Genomic DNA, 17,804 nt, shown 5'->3' on the forward strand with positions numbered 1-17,804 from the left:
AAATAGGGTAAAATTAACGGATCTAATTTTTAAAGATTTACGGAATTTTTACCGCACTTTACTCGAATTTATATTTTTCTATTTATAAGTTATAAGGCAACCATAATGCATCAAATCAATTTGTTTCGTCCAACACTTTTGGCATTAAGTCTTGCTTTTGCGAATTCTTACGCGCAAGCCTCAATGGTCCGTAATGATGTGGACTACCAATTCTTCCGTGATTTTGCTGAAAATAAAGGACAATTTTCAGTCGGATCTAGCAATATTCCCGTTTTGAATAAACAAGGTCAGAAGATTGCAACTGTATTACCTAATTTACCTATGCCTGATTTACATGTGGCAAATAGGGTAAGTGGTATTGCAACCTTGTTTAATCCTCAGTATATCGCCAGTGTAAAACATAACTCAGGTTATGGTTCTGTACAATTTGGTGATAGTGGCAATAATTCAGATAGTCATTATTTTAATTATCTTATTACAGAGCGAAATAATCATAGCAGATTGGATTTTCACGCCCCTCGGTTACATAAATTAGTGACCGAAGTTGCACCGATACCTCTAAATAATATTGCTTTTGATAATGCTAAAAAAACAGGGCCACATAATGGCGCTTTTTTAGATAAAAATCGTTATCCGTACTTTGTACGAGTAGGTTCTGGACGTCAATATTTAAGAAGTAAAGATGGCAAGGAAAAAACGTCTTTAACCTCAGCATACAACTATCTTACAGGTGGTATACCACTTACACCGCGCTCATCAATGGATAATTGGGTGTTATTCAATGGCGATATTTATGATGGATTAGCAACTTATGGTTTGCCTGGTGATAGTGGCTCACCACTATTTGCTTATGATGCTAAAGAGAAACGCTGGGTATTAGCAGCGGTGTTATCTACTTTTGCAAATTATGATCGCACAGAGAACATTTATACGATTATTCAACCTGATGTCATAGCACAAGCTTTTCAGAACGATGAGATTCAGATTCCATTTCGTGCCAAAGAGATTCAATGGTGGAATTTAGGTAATGGCGATAGTGTATTAAAAAATGGTACTGAAAATATTCATTTAGCATTAGAAAGTTCATCTAAAAAATCATTAGATCAAAATACGCAACGCCCTTCTTTAGATAATGGTAAAACTATTCATTTCCAAGGTGGTGATGGTTCAACTCTCATCCTTAAAGATAGTATTAACCAAGGTGCGGGGGCTTTATACTTCAATCAAAATGCCATTGTTCGCGCAGAAAATAATGATACGACTTGGCTAGGAGCGGGAATTGTTGTCAACGGTGATAAAACAGTTCATTGGCGTGTAAAAAATCCTATTAATGACCGCCTTTCAAAATTAGGTTCAGGCACACTTTATATTGATGGGCAAGGCAAAAACCTAGGTGATATTAGTGTAGGTGATGGAACTGTAGTACTTGATCAAAAGTCGTTTAATGGACAGCAGCAAGCTTTTAATCAAATTGGGATAACAAGTGGCCGAGGAACGGTTATTCTTGCCAATAATAAGCAGGTCAATCCAGACAATATTTACTTTGGTTTCCGAGGTGGGCGATTAGATGTTAATGGAAATTCGCTTACTTTTCATCGTATTCAAAATACTGATGACGGTGCAAAAATTGTCAATAATCACCGCACTTACGCCGCTGAAATTAATGTAATTGGTCGTAATGATGTAACAGCTCAAAATATAGAATGGGTAAAGTGGGGAGAGGAACCAACTACTTCATTTGCGCTTTATGAATATAAAAACATCCACAGAAATAACCGATTAGATTATTTCCGTCTAAAAGATGGGAAAAATCCTCGAGCTTATTTCCCTTTGGATATGACAACCACCAATGATTGGGAATTTTTAGGTAACGACAAACAAAAAGTTGTAAGAAATGAGGTTTTAAAAGAAAATTCTAAAAAACGTTTAGATACGTTTAGTGGTTTCCTTGGCGAGTATGATTCTCAACGTTATAACGGTGCGTTAACGTTTAATTACAACCCTAACTATTACAATAGTATGCTTGTATTGAACGGCGGTACAAATTTAAATGGTAATTTAAACGTATCAGCAGGGCACTTAGTACTTTCAGGTATTCCTACTCCTCACGCTTATGATCATTTAAACAAAAAAGAAGTTATAGATGAAAATAGTTGGATTAATCGCCAATTCAAAGCGCGTGAATTTAATGTTTCAGGCAATGCAAAACTAGAAAGTAGTCGTAATGTAAGCTTATTAGAAGGGAATTTCAACGCTCGACATCAAGCCCAAATTCAGCTAGGTTTTACCCAAGGTAAATCCAATGAATGCATTCGTGAATCTTATACAGGTTACACAGCTTGTTCTGAGAATAAGACTTTAGGGAATTTAGCTTTTAATCGCATGCCTGTTACAGTTGTATTCGGTAACATTGATTTAAAAAATAATAGCCAGCTTAATTTAGGTAAAGCGCATTTAGTTGGGCGTATTAATGCAGCCCCTACGACACAAATTTACTTACAACCTAATAGCCAGTGGTCACTCAACGGAAATAGTACAGTAGGAAATTTAGAGCTTTTACCTAATAGCCAGATCACATTAAATGCCAATTATGATGATGTAAATAAAAACTATCGTGGTTGGATTCAATTTAATGAGTTAACAATTAATGGCAAATTGACAGGGAATGGTCACTTCCGTTTCTTAACGAATGTGGCGGAACGTAGAGGCGATCATATTACAGTAAATGGGCTTGCTTCAGGTTCTTATATCCTTTCTGTAAAAAATACGGGTAAAGAACCTAATGAAGTAAATCCATTAAGCCTTGTTAAATTAAATCATCCAAATCAGCGAATAGGGCAAGCTCGCTTTGCGCTTGAAAATGGTTATGTTGATTTAGGGGCATATCGTTATATTCTAGCTAATCGCAACAATGACTATCGACTATATAACCCATTGCGTGAGGCTGAACAGTCTTTTCAAGGTAGTGAGCAACTTATTGCAAATAGTCAGCGTGAATTTGAGAAAGTGCATCAATTACTTAATCAAAAACAACAAGAGCTAAATCGATTAAATGCTCAATACGAGGATGTGAAAGCAAAAGAAAATACTTATAAATCACATGTTGCACGATTACTTTCAGACATAAACCAAACCAATAATCAAATTGATAATGCTTTTAATGAATACAATCGTACGCCTCGGATTCGTTTTATTAAACGTCGACGATTATATGAACAATTTACGCAATATAAGTCTAAGTTAGAAAATCAACGTAATGAATATCGCAACCTTAATTCTCAAGCAAATTATTATACGCAACAAGTATCTTCGGTACTTAATGGTGTTAATTCGATAAAAAATGAAGTTAATTCACTTTCATCTCAACAAGGTAATTTGCAAGCAGAATTAAATCGTTTACAAGTGGGTTATGCAAATAAAATTGCACAAGCGCAAAAACTTTGCACAGCCCAAGGGCTTTCATCTGATGTATGTCGAAAAGTTGCTAAAGTCGCAAATAATAGTGATCTAGCGGCTTTTGAAGCGGAACTTGATGTAAATATAGAACAAGTAGAATTTGCTCAACAAGCATTAGAACATGCTAAAGCATCAGGTGATGAAAGTGCGGTTCATTTTGCGCAAGAAAATTTAGATCAAGCTATACGTTCTCTCGTTAATGCGCTTGAAGATACTTATGCAACTTTAGGTGATATTAATCATTTCTTAGGTGAGATACCTGAAGATGTGGCAATTCCTGTACAGGCTCAGCTTATCAGTCGTTATTCCAATACGGCTTTATCAGAGCTTTCTGCAAATGTTAATTCGGTATTACAAATTGGACGAAATTTAGATCGTCATTTATTAAGCCAAGATAAATCGAATGTTTGGGTGAATACGGAAACAAGTCAGAGAACTTATCGCTCCAACTATAATCGTCCATATAAGCAAAATTTAACTTTGACTCAAATTGGTGTAGCTCAGAGATTCAATTCGAACATGCAAATTGGTGCGGTGCTTTCTCATTCTCGTGCAAATAATGAGTTTGATGAAAATGTATCGGGTACAAGCCGACTAACAGGTATAAATGGTTTTGTTAAAGGTGAGTGGAATAATGGAGTCTTTGCAAGTTTTGACTTAGGTTATGGACACAGCCGTAACAATGTAAAATTTGACGAAGAAAACAAAATATTCCACCGAAATATTTTTAGTGTAGGTGGAAATATTGGGGTTTCTTTGGACTGGGGAATTAACGTCATACCTTCGGTTGGTATGCGCTACCACCGTCTATCTAGCACAAACTACCAATTAGACGGTGCAAATATCAACAGTAAAACGTTACATTTAACGACTTACCGTGCTGGTGTAATGTTAGATAAAACGTTTGATATAAATGGTGTAAAATTCACCCCAAGTTTCTCAAGCAATTATTATGATGCCACTCAACGAAAACTTGCTATTGAGGGTGTATTAAGCGTCAATGATGTCGCATTAAAACAACAATTTGGACGTTATTTTACTCATGAACTTGGTTTTAATGCTCAAATAAAACAGTGGAATATAAGCACGGATATTGGAATGCTTAAGGGCTATGATGTCGCACCACAGAAATTTGCTTCATTAAAGGTCGGTTTTACTTGGTAGCATTATCTAGTAAGTAAATAAAAAAGTACGGCTATGTTTTGCCGTACTTTTTTATTAGTAGTAAACAAACTCCATCCATAATAAGAATATAAACGCAACATCACACTTTTATATTAGTTCTCCAGCAATCTTTCTCGCTAAATGATCAATTTCCAATACATCGTCAATATATTGAATAGATTGCGGTGTAATCTTCTCAATAGTACGCTCATTAATTTTTGCAATATCCATAAAACTAATTTGACGATCTAAAAATGCTTGTACAGCAATTTCATTAGCTGCATTCATTGCTGTTGTCGCATATTGACCCGCAGCAAAGGCATCAATAGCCAGTTTTAAATTTGGATAGCGATTAAAATTAGGTTCAATAAACGTCAGTTCTTTGATTTTAAAGAAATCGAGAGGTTCTACTCCTGCAAAAGTGCGGTGAGGATATGCCATAGTTTCTGCAATTGGTGTACGCATATCTGGATTTCCCATTTGAGCAATCACTGAGCCGTCAACATAACGTACCATAGAATGAATAATTGATTGTGGATGAATAATGACTTCCATTTCTTCCGCACTTGCGTTGAAAAGCCAACGAGCCTCAATGTATTCTAAGCCTTTATTCATCATGGTAGCTGAATCGACAGAGATTTTTTTACCCATAGACCAATTAGGGTGTGCAACCGCTTGTTCTGGTGTGATGTTGGTGAATTGTTCGAGTGGCGTGTAACGGAATGGCCCGCCAGACCCAGTGAGTATAATTTTACTTACACCTAATTCAGAAAGTGGGCAAAAACCGATTTTTTCTTGTGCTTCTGGCGGTAACGATTGAAAGATCGCATTATGTTCACTATCTACTGGTAAAAGCTTCGCACCATAGTTTTTTACGGCATCAATAAAAAGCTGTCCGCAGGTTACTAATGATTCTTTATTTGCCAGTAATACCCGTTTACCTGCTTTAACCGCTGAAAGAGTTGGTAACAATCCTGCAGCACCAACAATAGATGCCATTATCTGATCGGCATCTGGATGTGCTGCAAGTTCACAAATAGCTTGTTGTCCTGCTAATACTTCGGTTGGAATATGATGTGCAATTAATTTCTCACGTAAAATTTTAGCCGAATTTACATCATCAAGAGCCGCAAAGTGCGGTCGGAATTTTATGCATTGTTCAAACATTGCTTCTACATTTTTTCCGCCTACGAGTGCAAATGCATGATATTTTTGAGGATTATTTTCGATAACCGAAAGGGTACTCTTACCTATTGATCCCGTTGAACCAAGAATGACAATGTTTTGTTTTTGCATAGAATCTTCACCGCACTTTTGTTGATTATATTTTCATTGGTATGTCTAAATTCGCATACCTAATAAAATAAAGGCAGACAAAACTGTCTGCCTTTCGCATTTTTTATGATTAGAAATACATTAATTCTTTTTCTTTATCCGCTAATACTTCATCTACTTTTTTAATGTAAATATCTGTGATTTTTTGGATTTCTTCTTCTGCTTTATGTTGTTCGTTTTCGCTAATTTCTTTGTCTTTTAATAATGCTTTGATTTTATCATTCGCATCACGACGTACATTACGAACCGCAACTTTACCTTGTTCACCTTCGCCTTTTACAATTTTGATTAAATCATGACGACGTTCTTCTGTTAATGGCGGAAGTGGAACACGGATTGTGGTACCCGCTGAAGATGGGTTTAAACCTAAATCTGAGGTTAAAATTGCTTTTTCTACCGCAGAAATTAAAGAACGATCAAAAACAGTTACAGCTAAAGTACGTGCATCTTCTGCCACGACGTTTGCTAATTGGCGAAGTGGCGTCGCTGCACCATAATACTCCACTTGAATTGCATCAAGTAAACTCGGTTGTGCACGACCGGTACGGATTTTCGAAATATGGCCTTTTAATGCTTCAAGGCTTTTTTCCATACGATCTTGAGCATCTTTTTTAATTTGGTTAAGCATTGCATTGTCCTTTTTAATTGACGAAAGTTAAAACGCGGTGATTTTACTGGATTTTTGTAAATTTTTGAATACATTTATCAGCTTGAAAACAGATAAAAAATGACCGCACTTCAGTCACCCAAAGTGCGGTTAATATTTTTAGTATTTTTAATTAAGCTTTAGGGCCAGCTGCAATTAAAGCTTTACCTTCTTCGTTAGTTGCATATTTAACAAAGTTTTTCACAAAACGACCTGCTAAGTCTTCAGCTTTTGATTGCCATTGTGCTTTATCTGCGTAAGTATCGCGAGGATCTAAGATTGCAGAATCTACACCTGGTAATGCTTTAGGAATTGCTAAGTTGAAGATTGGCAATTCGCCCATTTCAGCTTTTTCAATTGAGCCATCTAAGATTGCATCAATAATTCCGCGAGTATCTTTGATTGAGATACGTTTGCCTGTGCCATTCCAACCAGTATTGACTAAGTAAGCTTCAGCACCTGCTGCTTGCATACGTTTTACTAATACTTCAGCATATTGAGTTGGGTGAAGCGTTAAGAACGCTGCACCGAAACATGCTGAGAAAGTTGGAGTTGGTTCAGTAATACCACGTTCAGTACCTGCTAATTTTGCAGTGAAACCAGATAAGAAGTAGTATTTAGTTTGTTCTGGAGTCAATTTAGATACTGGTGGTAATACACCAAATGCATCTGCAGTTAAGAAAATTACTTTAGTTGCGTGGCCAGCACGAGAAACTGGTTTAACAATGTTATCGATGTGATAAATTGGGTAAGACACGCGAGTATTTTCTGTTTTTGAACCATCATCGAAATCAACAGAACCATCTGCACGAACAACTACGTTTTCTAATAATGCATCGCGACGGATAGCGCGGTAAATATCTGGTTCATTTTCTTCTGAAAGGTGAATGGTTTTCGCATAGCAACCACCTTCAAAGTTAAAGATACCCACATCATCCCAACCGTGTTCATCGTCACCGATTAATTCACGTTTTGGATCGGTTGAAAGGGTTGTTTTACCTGTACCAGATAAACCGAAGAAGATTGCTACATCGCCATCTTTACCCACGTTAGCTGAGCAGTGCATTGCACCAACACCTTTAAGTGGTAGGAAGTAGTTCATCATTGAGAACATACCTTTTTTCATTTCACCGCCGTACCAAGTACCGCCGATTAATTGAATGCGTTCAGTTAAGTTGAAAGCAACGAAGTTTTCTGAATTTAAACCTTGTTCTTTCCAGTTTGGATTAGTTACTTTAGAACCATTCATTACAACGAAATCTGGTTCAAAATTTTTGAGTTGTTCTTCAGTTGGGCGAATAAACATGTTTTTCACAAAGTGTGCTTGCCATGCAACTTCAGTTACAATACGTACTGCAATACGGTCGTGTTCGCTAGCGCCACAGAAACCATCAACCACAAATAAGCGTTTGCGAGAGAGTTGGTTAGTCACCAAGTCTTTTAAGCTTTGCCATGTAGCTTGGTTCATTGGTTTGTTGTCATTTTTCGCTGCTTCAGATGTCCACCAAACAGTATCTTTGGTTTTTTCATCTAACACGATATATTTATCTTTTGGTGAACGGCCAGTGAAGATACCGGTATCTACAGCTACTGCACCAGTCGTAGTTAAAGTACCTTTTTCAAAGCCTTCTAAACCCGGTTTAGTTTCTTCTTCGAACAATTGCTCGTAGCTTGGATTGTAGACAACTTCTTTTACGTCATAAATGCCTAGAGCTTCAAGTTCTTTTACTACTTTGTTTAAGTCTGTCATAAGTCACCTCTAATATTTAAGATTAAATTTAACTGTCGCCTATTCTAAAGAATGTCAATGCAAAAAAATGTTAACTAGATCTCATTTTTGAAAAATTATAGCTCTTCATTACCTATTTTTAGGTGTATTGATGATGTAGATCAAAAATCCCGACATGGCGTCGGGATTGTTTTTAAAGTTTTGTTGATTTTAATTTTTCAATTGCTTCTTTATTAAAGAAGTAGTGTGTACCACAGCACTCACATTGCATATCAATACTGCCTTTATGTTCGGTTAATATTTCGTCAATTTCTTCATCGGAGATGAGCAGCAATGCAGAACCAGAGCGCTCTGCAGAGCAGCCACAGAAAAATTGTACATCTTGTGCTGGATAAAGATTGACGGTCTCTTCATGATACAAACGATAGAGTAACTCTTCTGCAGGAAGACCAAATAATTCTTCATCTTTTACTGTTGCTGCGAGCGTAGTTAAATGCTCAAAATCTTCTGGTGTACCAGAACCATCAGGCATAATCTGTAATAGCATACCTGCTGCCACCGGCTTTCCTTCATATTCTCCAGTACGAATAATTAATTGAGTTTGAAGCTGTTCTGAGCGTACAAAATAATCTTCTAAGCATTCTGTGATCGTCGGTTTATCTAAGCTAATTACACCTTGATAGCGTTCGCCTTCTTTTGGTGCAATAGTAATGACCAATACGCCTTTGCCAATCATATTGTGCAGACTCATATTTTCAGTGATATTGCCATCCACTCGAGCAAGGGCGCGGATTTGTTGTTGATCATTGCCATTTACTAATGCTAAGCGTAATGGACCATCGCCTTGAATTTGTACGGTGATATTGCCGTCAAATTTTAGTGTGGCAGTAAGCAAATTAGTCGCCACCATTATTTCACCCAATAAATCCTGTACTGCTTTAGGATAGTGATGGGTATTTAATGTATCAGTGAATGTTTTATTTAAGCGAACCCATTCCCCTCGAACCGCACGATTTTGGAAAAGATAACGGTAAAGCTTGTCATTGTCTTGAATATGTTTTTCCTGTTCTGTCATTAACTATTTCTCATCGATAATACATTGAAAAATATGCGGTAATTTTGCATACTTCTATGAGTTTAAACCTCAATAACTATATCCTAGTCTCTAAAATTATTAAATTGGAATGGTTGGCCTAATTCAGCACCTTTGACAAGTTGAATGACTGCCTGTAAGTCATCGCGTGACTTACCTGTCACGCGCACTTGTTCACCTTGAATTTGAGTTTGAACTTTGATTTTAGAATCTTTTACCAATTTAGTAATCTTCTTCGCCATCTCTGTTTCAATACCCTGTTTAAGTTTGATTTCTTTACTATAAAGTTTACCGTGGTGTTCGCTTTCTGCAGGAATATCTAAAGAACTGTGCTCAATACCACGTTTAATACAAGATCCAATTAAAATCTCAATTAATTGCTCAAGTTGGAAATCAGATTCGGTGGTGATTTTAATCGTTTCATTTTTTTCATTTAATTCAATTACCGCTTCTACACCACGAAAATCATAACGCGTGCTAAGCACACGGTTTGCATTTTCCACTGCATTACGAACTTCGTGTAAAGTAATTTCAGAAACAATATCAAAAGATGGCATAGTCTTCTCCCATTTTATTAACTTCGATCATTAGCACTTAAAAGGCATAAAAGTGCGGTTAAGTCGGCGAAGTTTACCACAATTTGCGCTTGTTGTTGCACTTTAGGTTTAGCATGGAACGCAACACCTAGCCCCGCCACATTCATCATTGCCAAGTCATTCGCACCGTCGCCGATAGCAATAGAATGTTGGGAATTAATACCGTATTCCTCTAACAAACGTTGCAATGTTTTAGCTTTGTATTGAGCATCAACCACATCGCCTTTAACTAAGCCTGTGAGTTTTCCATCCTCAATATCAAATTGATTTGATGCAGCAAAATCAAGCTGTAATAAGTCTTTCAAATAATCCGCAAAATAAGTAAATCCGCCTGAAGCAATCGCTGTTTTCCAACCATATTTCTGTAAGGTTTTAATCGTTTCAACTAATCCAGGCATTAGTGGTAAATTCTCTCTAACTTGCTGCAAAATGCTTTCTGACGCACCTTTTAATGTACCAACTCGACAACGCAAACTTTGCTCGAAATCTAATTCACCTCTCATTGCGCTTTCCGTAATCACAGAAACAAGTTCTCCAACACCCGCTAGTTTCGCAATTTCATCAATACACTCAATTTGAATCGCGGTAGAATCCATATCCATCACCAATAACCCAGCTTGAGACAATTTAGGGCTAAAATCTAATTTAGCTATATCTACTTCAACATCATGAGCAAAGTTAACAAACTCAGCAAACCACTGGCCTTTTAATAAAACGACAATATTTTGCTCCACCATCCAAACATCAAAAATCTGAAAATTTTGACCGCACTTTTGTTGAAATTTTTCCAGCTTAGTCATGTCCAACTTTGTGCCGTATAAGATAAAAGGTTCCCCATTCTGTATAGGCTCCTCGTTAACTAAAAGTGCGGTAGGAAGTTGTGGGTATTTTTGTGTAATGCTTTCGAAACGTTGAATTTGCATAAAAATCCTGTAAATTGTGGCGACTGAAAAGATTTTAACCGATGTGAGTTGAAAAAGTGCAAATAATTAAAGAAAAACTAATCAAATCAACCATGCTTGCAACGATTATTGTGCTAAGCCTAACTGCACTTGGCATTATCTTATTTGGTGTGAAGCAATTTAAGCTGAGTTCACAATTTGCTAGCGTAAACCAAGTGGCGAACATCTCACATATTTTGGTTCGTCAACAAGCCAATTTATTTTCAGTTTTACTTACAAACAATGCCAAAACAGAGCAATTAACGGATAATCTTGATCAAATAGTCAAAGAAGACTTTATTTTAGATGCAAGCTTATATGATGGCGAAGGAAAATTACTGGCTCAAAGTCGCGAGACTCGCAATTCACCCGATGAAAATAACCAACAAATTGTAGAGCCACTTTACGCCCAAAGCGGCATTAAAGGATTTTTACGCGTCACTATTGATGCGCAATATACGCAATCTAACCAATCAAAAATTAATCAGATTTTTCACCAATTATATGGTGAACTCATTATTGTCTTTTTACTTGGCGCGCTGATGGCAAGCTCTATTCATTATTTTTTAAGTCACTATCGACGGACTTACCGCAAATCCAAAGAGAAAAAAAGTGCGGTAAATTTGAAAGTAAAATCGAGTAGCGCGCGTTTTCACCAGCGTCGCCGTAGAATTTGATTATTGTCACAAACTATTAAATTGAGTGCGGATTTTTGCTAAATTTCCTTCAGAAATAAGGTAGAATGCGCAAGATTATTTTTTCAAAGCGAATTATAACAGGAGAACAAAATGGCAACTCGTAGACAATTAGCCAATGCAATTCGTTTCTTATCAATGGATGCTGTGCAAAAAGCTAAATCTGGTCACCCTGGTGCACCAATGGGGATGGCGGATATTGCTGAAGTATTATGGCGCGACTTTTTAAAACACAATCCGACCAATCCTAAATGGGCTGACCGAGATCGTTTTGTACTTTCTAACGGCCATGGTTCTATGTTGATTTATAGCCTTTTACATTTAACTGGCTATGATCTTTCTATCGAAGATTTAAAACAATTCCGTCAATTACATTCTAAAACCCCAGGTCACCCAGAATATGGTTATGCGCCAGGTGTTGAAACCACAACAGGTCCATTAGGCCAAGGTATCACTAATGCGGTGGGTATGGCGATTGCTGAGAAAACCTTAGCAGGTCAATTTAACCGTGAAGGTCATGAAATCGTTGATCACCACACTTACGTGTTCTTAGGCGATGGCTGTTTAATGGAAGGGATTTCTCACGAGGCTTGCTCTTTAGCAGGAACATTAGGCCTAGGTAAATTAATCGCATTCTACGATGACAACAACATTTCAATTGATGGTCATGTAGATGGTTGGTTCAGCGATGATACCGCAGCACGCTTTGAAGCTTATGGCTGGCAAGTAATCCGTAATGTGGATGGCCATGATGCAGAACAAATTCGTCAGGCTGTTGTACTTGCACAATCAGAAAAAGAAAAACCGACTTTAATTATTTGTAAAACGATCATTGGTTTCGGTTCACCAAATAAATCAGCGTCACACGATTGTCACGGTGCACCATTAGGCGATGAAGAAATTGCATTAACCCGCAAAGCCTTAAACTGGGATTACGCACCATTTGAAATTCCGACTGAATATTATGCTGAATGGTCTGCAAAAGAGAAAGGAGCTGCAGCAGAAAAATCTTGGGAAGAAAAATTTGCTGCTTATGCAAAAGCATATCCAGAACTTGCCGCAGAATTTACACGTCGTGTAAACGGTGAATTACCAGCAAACTGGGCGGCAGAATCTAAAGCGTTCATTGAAAAATTACAAGCAAATCCAGAGAGTATTGCAAGCCGTAAAGCATCACAAAATGCAATCGAAGCATATGCTCATGTGTTACCTGAATTCTTAGGTGGTTCTGCAGACTTAGCAAGCTCTAACTTAACGTTATGGAGTGGTTCTAAACCGATTCGTGCGCATGAAAACGTAGGTGGTAACTACATCAACTACGGTGTTCGTGAATTTGGTATGTCTGCCATTATGAACGGTATTGCCTTGCACGGCGGTTTCATTCCTTACGGCGCAACCTTCTTAATGTTCTACGAATATGCACACAATGCGGTGCGTATGGCTTCATTAATGAAACAACGCTCATTATTCGTTTATACTCACGACTCTATCGGTTTAGGTGAAGATGGTCCAACTCACCAACCTGTGGAACAAACTGCATCACTACGCTTAATTCCAAACCTTGAAACATGGCGCCCATGTGACCAAGTGGAATCAGCCATTGCATGGCAACAAGCGGTTGAACGTCAAGATGGTCCAAGTGCGTTAATTTTCACTCGTCAAAATCTTGCACAAATGGACCGCACTTCTGCACAATTAGATGCCGTTAAACGTGGCGCTTATGTATTAAAAGACTGCGAAGGTACACCTGAATTAATTTTCATCGCAACAGGTTCTGAAGTGGAATTAGCAGTGAAAGCAGCGGATGTATTAACCGGTGAAGGTAAAAAAGTACGTGTCGTTTCTATGCCAAGCACTAACCGTTTTGATAAACAAGATGCAACGTACCGTGAAAGCGTATTACCTGCAGCAGTAACTAAACGTGTTGCGATTGAAGCGGGTATTGCCGACTTCTGGTATAAATACGTTGGCTTTGAAGGTCATGTGGTAGGCATGAATAGCTTCGGCGAATCAGCACCTGCTGATCAATTATTCAAACTCTTTGGTTTCACTGTTGAAAACGTGGTAGAGAAAGCGAAAGAGATTTTATAATTCCCTCATGATAAAAAGCGGTCAGCAAAAACTGGCCGCTTTTGATTTTCCTAAACTTCATATCAAATAGCAATATTTCCAAAATTATGTCAAAATTCATTGCATTTTGCGGATCGGTATTCATCATTTATTTTTGACCGCACTTTTAAGGAATCCACATGACTGTACCAACCTTATATCAGTGGCCTAAAGCCGAATTGATTTATCCTGATAGACCTAATAAATCTTATGCAGCAAAACGTTTACGTTATCGTCTTCGTTCACTCTTACATTGTCAAACAATAAAAAAATTTGAAGCCTTCGTTAATCAAACTCCAGTTCTGATTAGCTTGCTAACACAACGTCCCAATTATAGCTATCCCTTAGTTCATCGTTTTTTAGATAAACGTTTCAATACCCAAAAACGTTTATCAACCATTTGTGATAATTTTCTATTTGTACCACAAAAATTATCAAACCTATCTCCTTCTATTTTGGAAACCCCCATTTCTTTTGGTGAAATTATTCCTGATTTTGAATTGCTATTCATGCTAAGCAATCACCAACCCATGGAAGTTTTTTGGACATTAGAGTTACGTTATAAACCCACTGATACTGAAGTTTATCTACTCACATTTGGGAAGTTAGAGGAGGCATTGCTTATTTCTGTTGTGCAAGGCCCAAATTTTGAAGGCGCTAAAGAAATGGTAAAACAACTCACTAAAACTTGCCACGGATTACGCCCAGCCTATCTAATGGTTGAAATAATGAAATCGCTCACAAAAATATTAGGCTATGACAAACTTTATGGTATTCCTCAAAAATACCAAAACAAATCTCGCTTTGTTCAAAGTAAACATTTTGTGGTTGATTATGACGCCATATTTTCAGAAGCTGGTGGTGAACGAAAAAATTATTGGATGTTACCTCTTATTAGAGATACAAACCTAGACGATGTTCCAAGTAAAAAACGCTCAATGTATCGTAAACGTTATGCTATGTTAGATGAAATTGAAACCACACTTAAAAATAAACTTCAAATGTAAATCTTCCGTGCAGATCAATGTCTGCACCTATTTTTTCTATTGAAAAATTTTTCCTTTTCGTCATAAATTTATGCTATCGTAGCTGAGATTATTTATTCCATTTCATTTGAATAGGAGAGACTGATGACAACTCAATTAGATTCACTTCGTAATATGACCGTTGTGGTTGCTGATACTGGCGATATTGAGGCCATAAAAAAATACCAACCACAAGATGCGACAACTAACCCATCTTTAATTTTAAGTGCATCTTCCCTACCACAATATTCACCACTTATTGACGAAGCTGTTTCTTACGCAAAAGCACAAAGCAATGACAAATCCCAACAACTCATTGATGCAGAAGATAAATTAGCGGTAAACATTGGTTTAGAAATTTTAAAAATCGTTCCAGGACGTATCTCTACTGAAGTGGATGCACGTCTTTCTTATGACACACAAGCAACCGTTGAAAAAGCACGTAAATTAATTGCACTTTACAATGCTGCTGGTATTTCAAATGATCGCATTCTGATCAAAATTGCATCAACATGGCAAGGAATTCGTGCTGCAGAAATCCTTGAAAAAGAAGGCATCAACTGTAACTTAACCTTATTATTCTCTGAAGCTCAAGCTCGTGCTTGTGCAGAAGCAGGCGTTTACTTAATTTCTCCATTCGTAGGCCGTATTTTAGACTGGTACAAAGCAAACTCCGACAAAAAAGAATATGCGCCAGCAGAAGATCCAGGTGTTATTTCTGTTACCAAAATCTATAATTACTACAAAGAATATGGCTACAACACCGTTGTGATGGGCGCAAGCTTCCGTAATGTAGGTGAAATTACTGAACTTGCAGGTTGTGATCGTTTAACTATTGCTCCTGCATTACTGAAAGAATTACAAGAAAATTCAACCGCACTTGTACGCAAACTAGAATACAAAGGCGAAGTAAAAGCGAAACCACAACCATTAACAGAGGCTGAATTCTATTGGCAACATAATAGCGATGCGATGGCAGTAGAAAAATTAGCAGATGGCATTCGTAAATTTGCTGCTGACCAAGAAAAATTGGAGACTATGCTTTCATCAAAACTTTAGTCATATGAAAGTGATAACATATCTTTATGTCAAAACTCGCCATAGCCATATATGGCGAGTTTTTTATTTAGAAATTAAAAATGAATTATTTCTGTATTGTTTCTTCTCTATCTTGATGTAAATCATCCTCATCGATTAACAATTCTGCCGTTTCATCATTTAAAGCCTGAGCATCAGCATGAGGTTTAATAAAAGGTTTTGGCGTCCAATACTTTTTCACAATTTCATTAGAAAAACCATGCAGAACTTCCTCATTTAGACGTTCTTGATCCAATGCTCGCACTTCTTTAATGACTTCATCAGCCTCAATCTTATCAATGCCAAGTTTCATCAATGTTGCTTGGCTAAGCGCAATGGCGGATTCAAAAGTTTCACGCACAATAAAATCCACATCTTGCTTAATTAGGCTCACGGTCGTTTTTCTATCATAAGTGCGGGTTAAAATCGGCAAGTTTGGATAAGCCCCTTTAAGTTGGCTCACAATCGTTTCAATGCGATCTGTATCATTAATACCAATCACCACACATTTAGCTTTTTCAATTCCAGCGGCGTAAAGTACATCCAAACGAATACCATCACCATAATAGACTTTAAAACCAAATTTTGCCGCAGCACGGATATTTTCTATATTACGATCAATCACTGAAACGCTGATGCCACGGATTAATAATGTTTGACATACGATCTGGCTAAAACGCCCAAAACCAATTACAAGCACGTTATCTTCTAAATCATCAATAAGCGACAGATCGCTCGTATCTGGTTGAGTCGCCGATTTTCTCTCTCCACATTGCGCTAATTTACGAGTAATTTGTGTAATAAATGGAGAAAACAACATGGAAATAATTACCGCTGCAGTAAAAGTAGCGTTTTCATGGTTGCTCATTACGCCTGCTGTTGTTGCGGCAGAGAAAAGTACGAAAGCAAATTCACCACCGTGCGCCAAGAGTGACATTCTTCCTACTGCTTCCCTATGTTCTAAGCGAGTAATTCGGGCAACGACATAAACGGAAAGCCCTTTGCCAATAATGTAAAGAAATACAATTCCGAGTAGTAATAACCAGTGATTAAACACTAACCTCAAATCCAATGACATCCCCACGCCCATAAAAAACAGGCCAAGCAATAAACCACGAAATGGCTCGATATCCGCTTCTAATTGATGGCGGAACGAAGACTCTGACAGCATAACGCCCGCTACAAATGCCCCCATTGCCATTGAAAGTCCACCTATTTCCATGGCTAATGCCGCGCCAAGTACAACTAATAAAGCGGCTGCTGTCATCATCTCGCGAATATGTGCTTTAGAAATTAATCGGAATAACGGATTCATTAACCATTTACCCGCAACAATCAAGCCGATTACCGCGCCTAATGCGATGCCGATTGACATCCAATCGGTATGAGTGCTTTCTTCAGAATGAGGCGCAAGAAACGCCACTGATGCCAATAATGGTACAATAGCAATATCTTCAAAAATTAAAGTCGAAATAATTCGCTGACCTTTAGATGTGCTGGTAATACAACGTTCTTCCAAAGTTTGCATCACAATAGCAGTTGAAGAAAGTGTAAATCCCATGCCTGCTATAAACGCGACTTCTTTCGGTAAATCGAGCAAATAAATTCCAGCTAAAGTAAGTAATGCACCACAGCATCCCACTTGCAAAAAACCACGTACAAAAATTGCTTTTCTCATTGCCCAAAGGCGTTCAGGGTGCATTTCAAGACCAATAATAAATAAAAACATTACTACACCAAGTTCAGCCAAATGCACAACTGCAGCAGGATCTTGAATTATGCCAAATACAGAAGGCCCAATTAGACAACCAGCCACCAAATAACCTAACACACTACCAAGACCAAGGTGTTTAAATAGTGGCACAATGGTTACACTGGAAGCGAGTAAAATAACGGTTTTGATGAGTTCATGGTTAGCTAGATGCTCAATAGTATTCG

At 37.6% G+C, this 17,804-nt stretch carries 12 protein-coding genes; 5 read left to right on the top strand and 7 right to left on the bottom strand.

What is annotated here, in order from left to right:
• The first annotated feature begins 105 nt into the window (after window positions 1-105).
• Complete coding sequence (locus KP713_RS05520; protein ID WP_215770060.1) at window positions 106-4,620, top strand: S6 family peptidase; 4,515 nt, start codon at window positions 106-108, stop codon at window positions 4,618-4,620.
• A 108-nt stretch (window positions 4,621-4,728) separates the two neighbouring features.
• Here KP713_RS05520 and ispC read toward each other — a convergent pair whose 3' ends face one another.
• The 6 genes from ispC to serB form a co-directional block, all read right to left on the bottom strand.
• The gene (gene ispC / locus KP713_RS05525) at window positions 4,729-5,916 is read right to left on the bottom strand and encodes a 1-deoxy-D-xylulose-5-phosphate reductoisomerase (protein WP_215770061.1); all 1,188 of its coding nucleotides are present in this window, start codon (window positions 5,914-5,916) and stop codon (window positions 4,729-4,731) included.
• A gap of 109 nt (window positions 5,917-6,025) precedes the next feature.
• Complete coding sequence (gene frr / locus KP713_RS05530) at window positions 6,026-6,583, bottom strand: ribosome recycling factor (RefSeq protein ID WP_215770062.1); 558 nt, start codon at window positions 6,581-6,583, stop codon at window positions 6,026-6,028.
• Between the two features lie 151 nt (window positions 6,584-6,734).
• A complete protein-coding gene (pckA, locus tag KP713_RS05535) occupies window positions 6,735-8,351 on the bottom strand; it encodes a phosphoenolpyruvate carboxykinase (ATP) (protein WP_118785247.1) in 1,617 nt (538 codons plus the stop codon).
• 172 nt (window positions 8,352-8,523) lie between these two features.
• Complete coding sequence (gene hslO / locus KP713_RS05540; protein ID WP_215770063.1) at window positions 8,524-9,405, bottom strand: Hsp33 family molecular chaperone HslO; 882 nt, start codon at window positions 9,403-9,405, stop codon at window positions 8,524-8,526.
• Window positions 9,406-9,488: 83 nt separating this feature from the next.
• A complete protein-coding gene (locus KP713_RS05545; protein ID WP_005629625.1) occupies window positions 9,489-9,980 on the bottom strand; it encodes a YajQ family cyclic di-GMP-binding protein in 492 nt (163 codons plus the stop codon).
• Between the two features lie 17 nt (window positions 9,981-9,997).
• Window positions 9,998-10,942 (bottom strand): phosphoserine phosphatase, encoded by a 945-nt coding sequence (gene serB, locus KP713_RS05550; RefSeq protein WP_215770064.1) that lies wholly within the window; start codon window positions 10,940-10,942, stop codon window positions 9,998-10,000.
• 56 nt (window positions 10,943-10,998) lie between these two features.
• Here serB and KP713_RS05555 point away from each other — a divergent pair, with 56 nt between their 5' ends.
• From KP713_RS05555 to tal, 4 genes are all read left to right on the top strand, one after another.
• Window positions 10,999-11,637, top strand: a complete 639-nt coding sequence (locus KP713_RS05555; RefSeq protein WP_215770065.1) for a YtjB family periplasmic protein — start codon at window positions 10,999-11,001, stop codon at window positions 11,635-11,637.
• Between the two features lie 111 nt (window positions 11,638-11,748).
• A complete protein-coding gene (gene tkt / locus KP713_RS05560; protein ID WP_215770066.1) occupies window positions 11,749-13,746 on the top strand; it encodes a transketolase in 1,998 nt (665 codons plus the stop codon).
• A 158-nt stretch (window positions 13,747-13,904) separates the two neighbouring features.
• On the top strand, window positions 13,905-14,771 hold the full coding sequence (locus tag KP713_RS05565) for a VirK/YbjX family protein (protein ID WP_215770067.1): 867 nt from the start codon (window positions 13,905-13,907) through the stop codon (window positions 14,769-14,771).
• A 123-nt stretch (window positions 14,772-14,894) separates the two neighbouring features.
• Window positions 14,895-15,848 carry a transaldolase gene (gene tal / locus KP713_RS05570; protein ID WP_048952756.1) on the top strand — a complete coding sequence of 318 codons (954 nt, stop codon included), beginning with the start codon at window positions 14,895-14,897 and terminating at the stop codon, window positions 15,846-15,848.
• 85 nt (window positions 15,849-15,933) lie between these two features.
• Here tal and KP713_RS05575 read toward each other — a convergent pair whose 3' ends face one another.
• Window positions 15,934-17,796: a monovalent cation:proton antiporter-2 (CPA2) family protein gene (locus KP713_RS05575; RefSeq protein WP_215770129.1), complete on the bottom strand. Its 1,863-nt coding sequence runs from the start codon at window positions 17,794-17,796 to the stop codon at window positions 15,934-15,936.
• Between the last annotated feature and the right edge of the window lie 8 nt (window positions 17,797-17,804).

This window comes from Haemophilus sp. SZY H36 (assembly GCF_018829625.1).
GTDB lineage: Bacteria > Pseudomonadota > Gammaproteobacteria > Enterobacterales > Pasteurellaceae > Haemophilus > Haemophilus haemolyticus_K.

Coding starts and splice junctions, on each gene's coding strand:
- KP713_RS05545 (WP_005629625.1), bottom strand. CDS start 9,980: ATGCCATCTTTTGATATTGTTTCTGAAATTACTTTACACGAAGTTCGT.
- tal (WP_048952756.1), top strand. CDS start 14,895: ATGACAACTCAATTAGATTCACTTCGTAATATGACCGTTGTGGTTGCT.
- serB (WP_215770064.1), bottom strand. CDS start 10,942: ATGCAAATTCAACGTTTCGAAAGCATTACACAAAAATACCCACAACTT.
- KP713_RS05565 (WP_215770067.1), top strand. CDS start 13,905: ATGACTGTACCAACCTTATATCAGTGGCCTAAAGCCGAATTGATTTAT.
- ispC (WP_215770061.1), bottom strand. CDS start 5,916: ATGCAAAAACAAAACATTGTCATTCTTGGTTCAACGGGATCAATAGGT.
- pckA (WP_118785247.1), bottom strand. CDS start 8,351: ATGACAGACTTAAACAAAGTAGTAAAAGAACTTGAAGCTCTAGGCATT.
- tkt (WP_215770066.1), top strand. CDS start 11,749: ATGGCAACTCGTAGACAATTAGCCAATGCAATTCGTTTCTTATCAATG.
- frr (WP_215770062.1), bottom strand. CDS start 6,583: ATGCTTAACCAAATTAAAAAAGATGCTCAAGATCGTATGGAAAAAAGC.
- KP713_RS05520 (WP_215770060.1), top strand. CDS start 106: ATGCATCAAATCAATTTGTTTCGTCCAACACTTTTGGCATTAAGTCTT.
- hslO (WP_215770063.1), bottom strand. CDS start 9,405: ATGACAGAACAGGAAAAACATATTCAAGACAATGACAAGCTTTACCGT.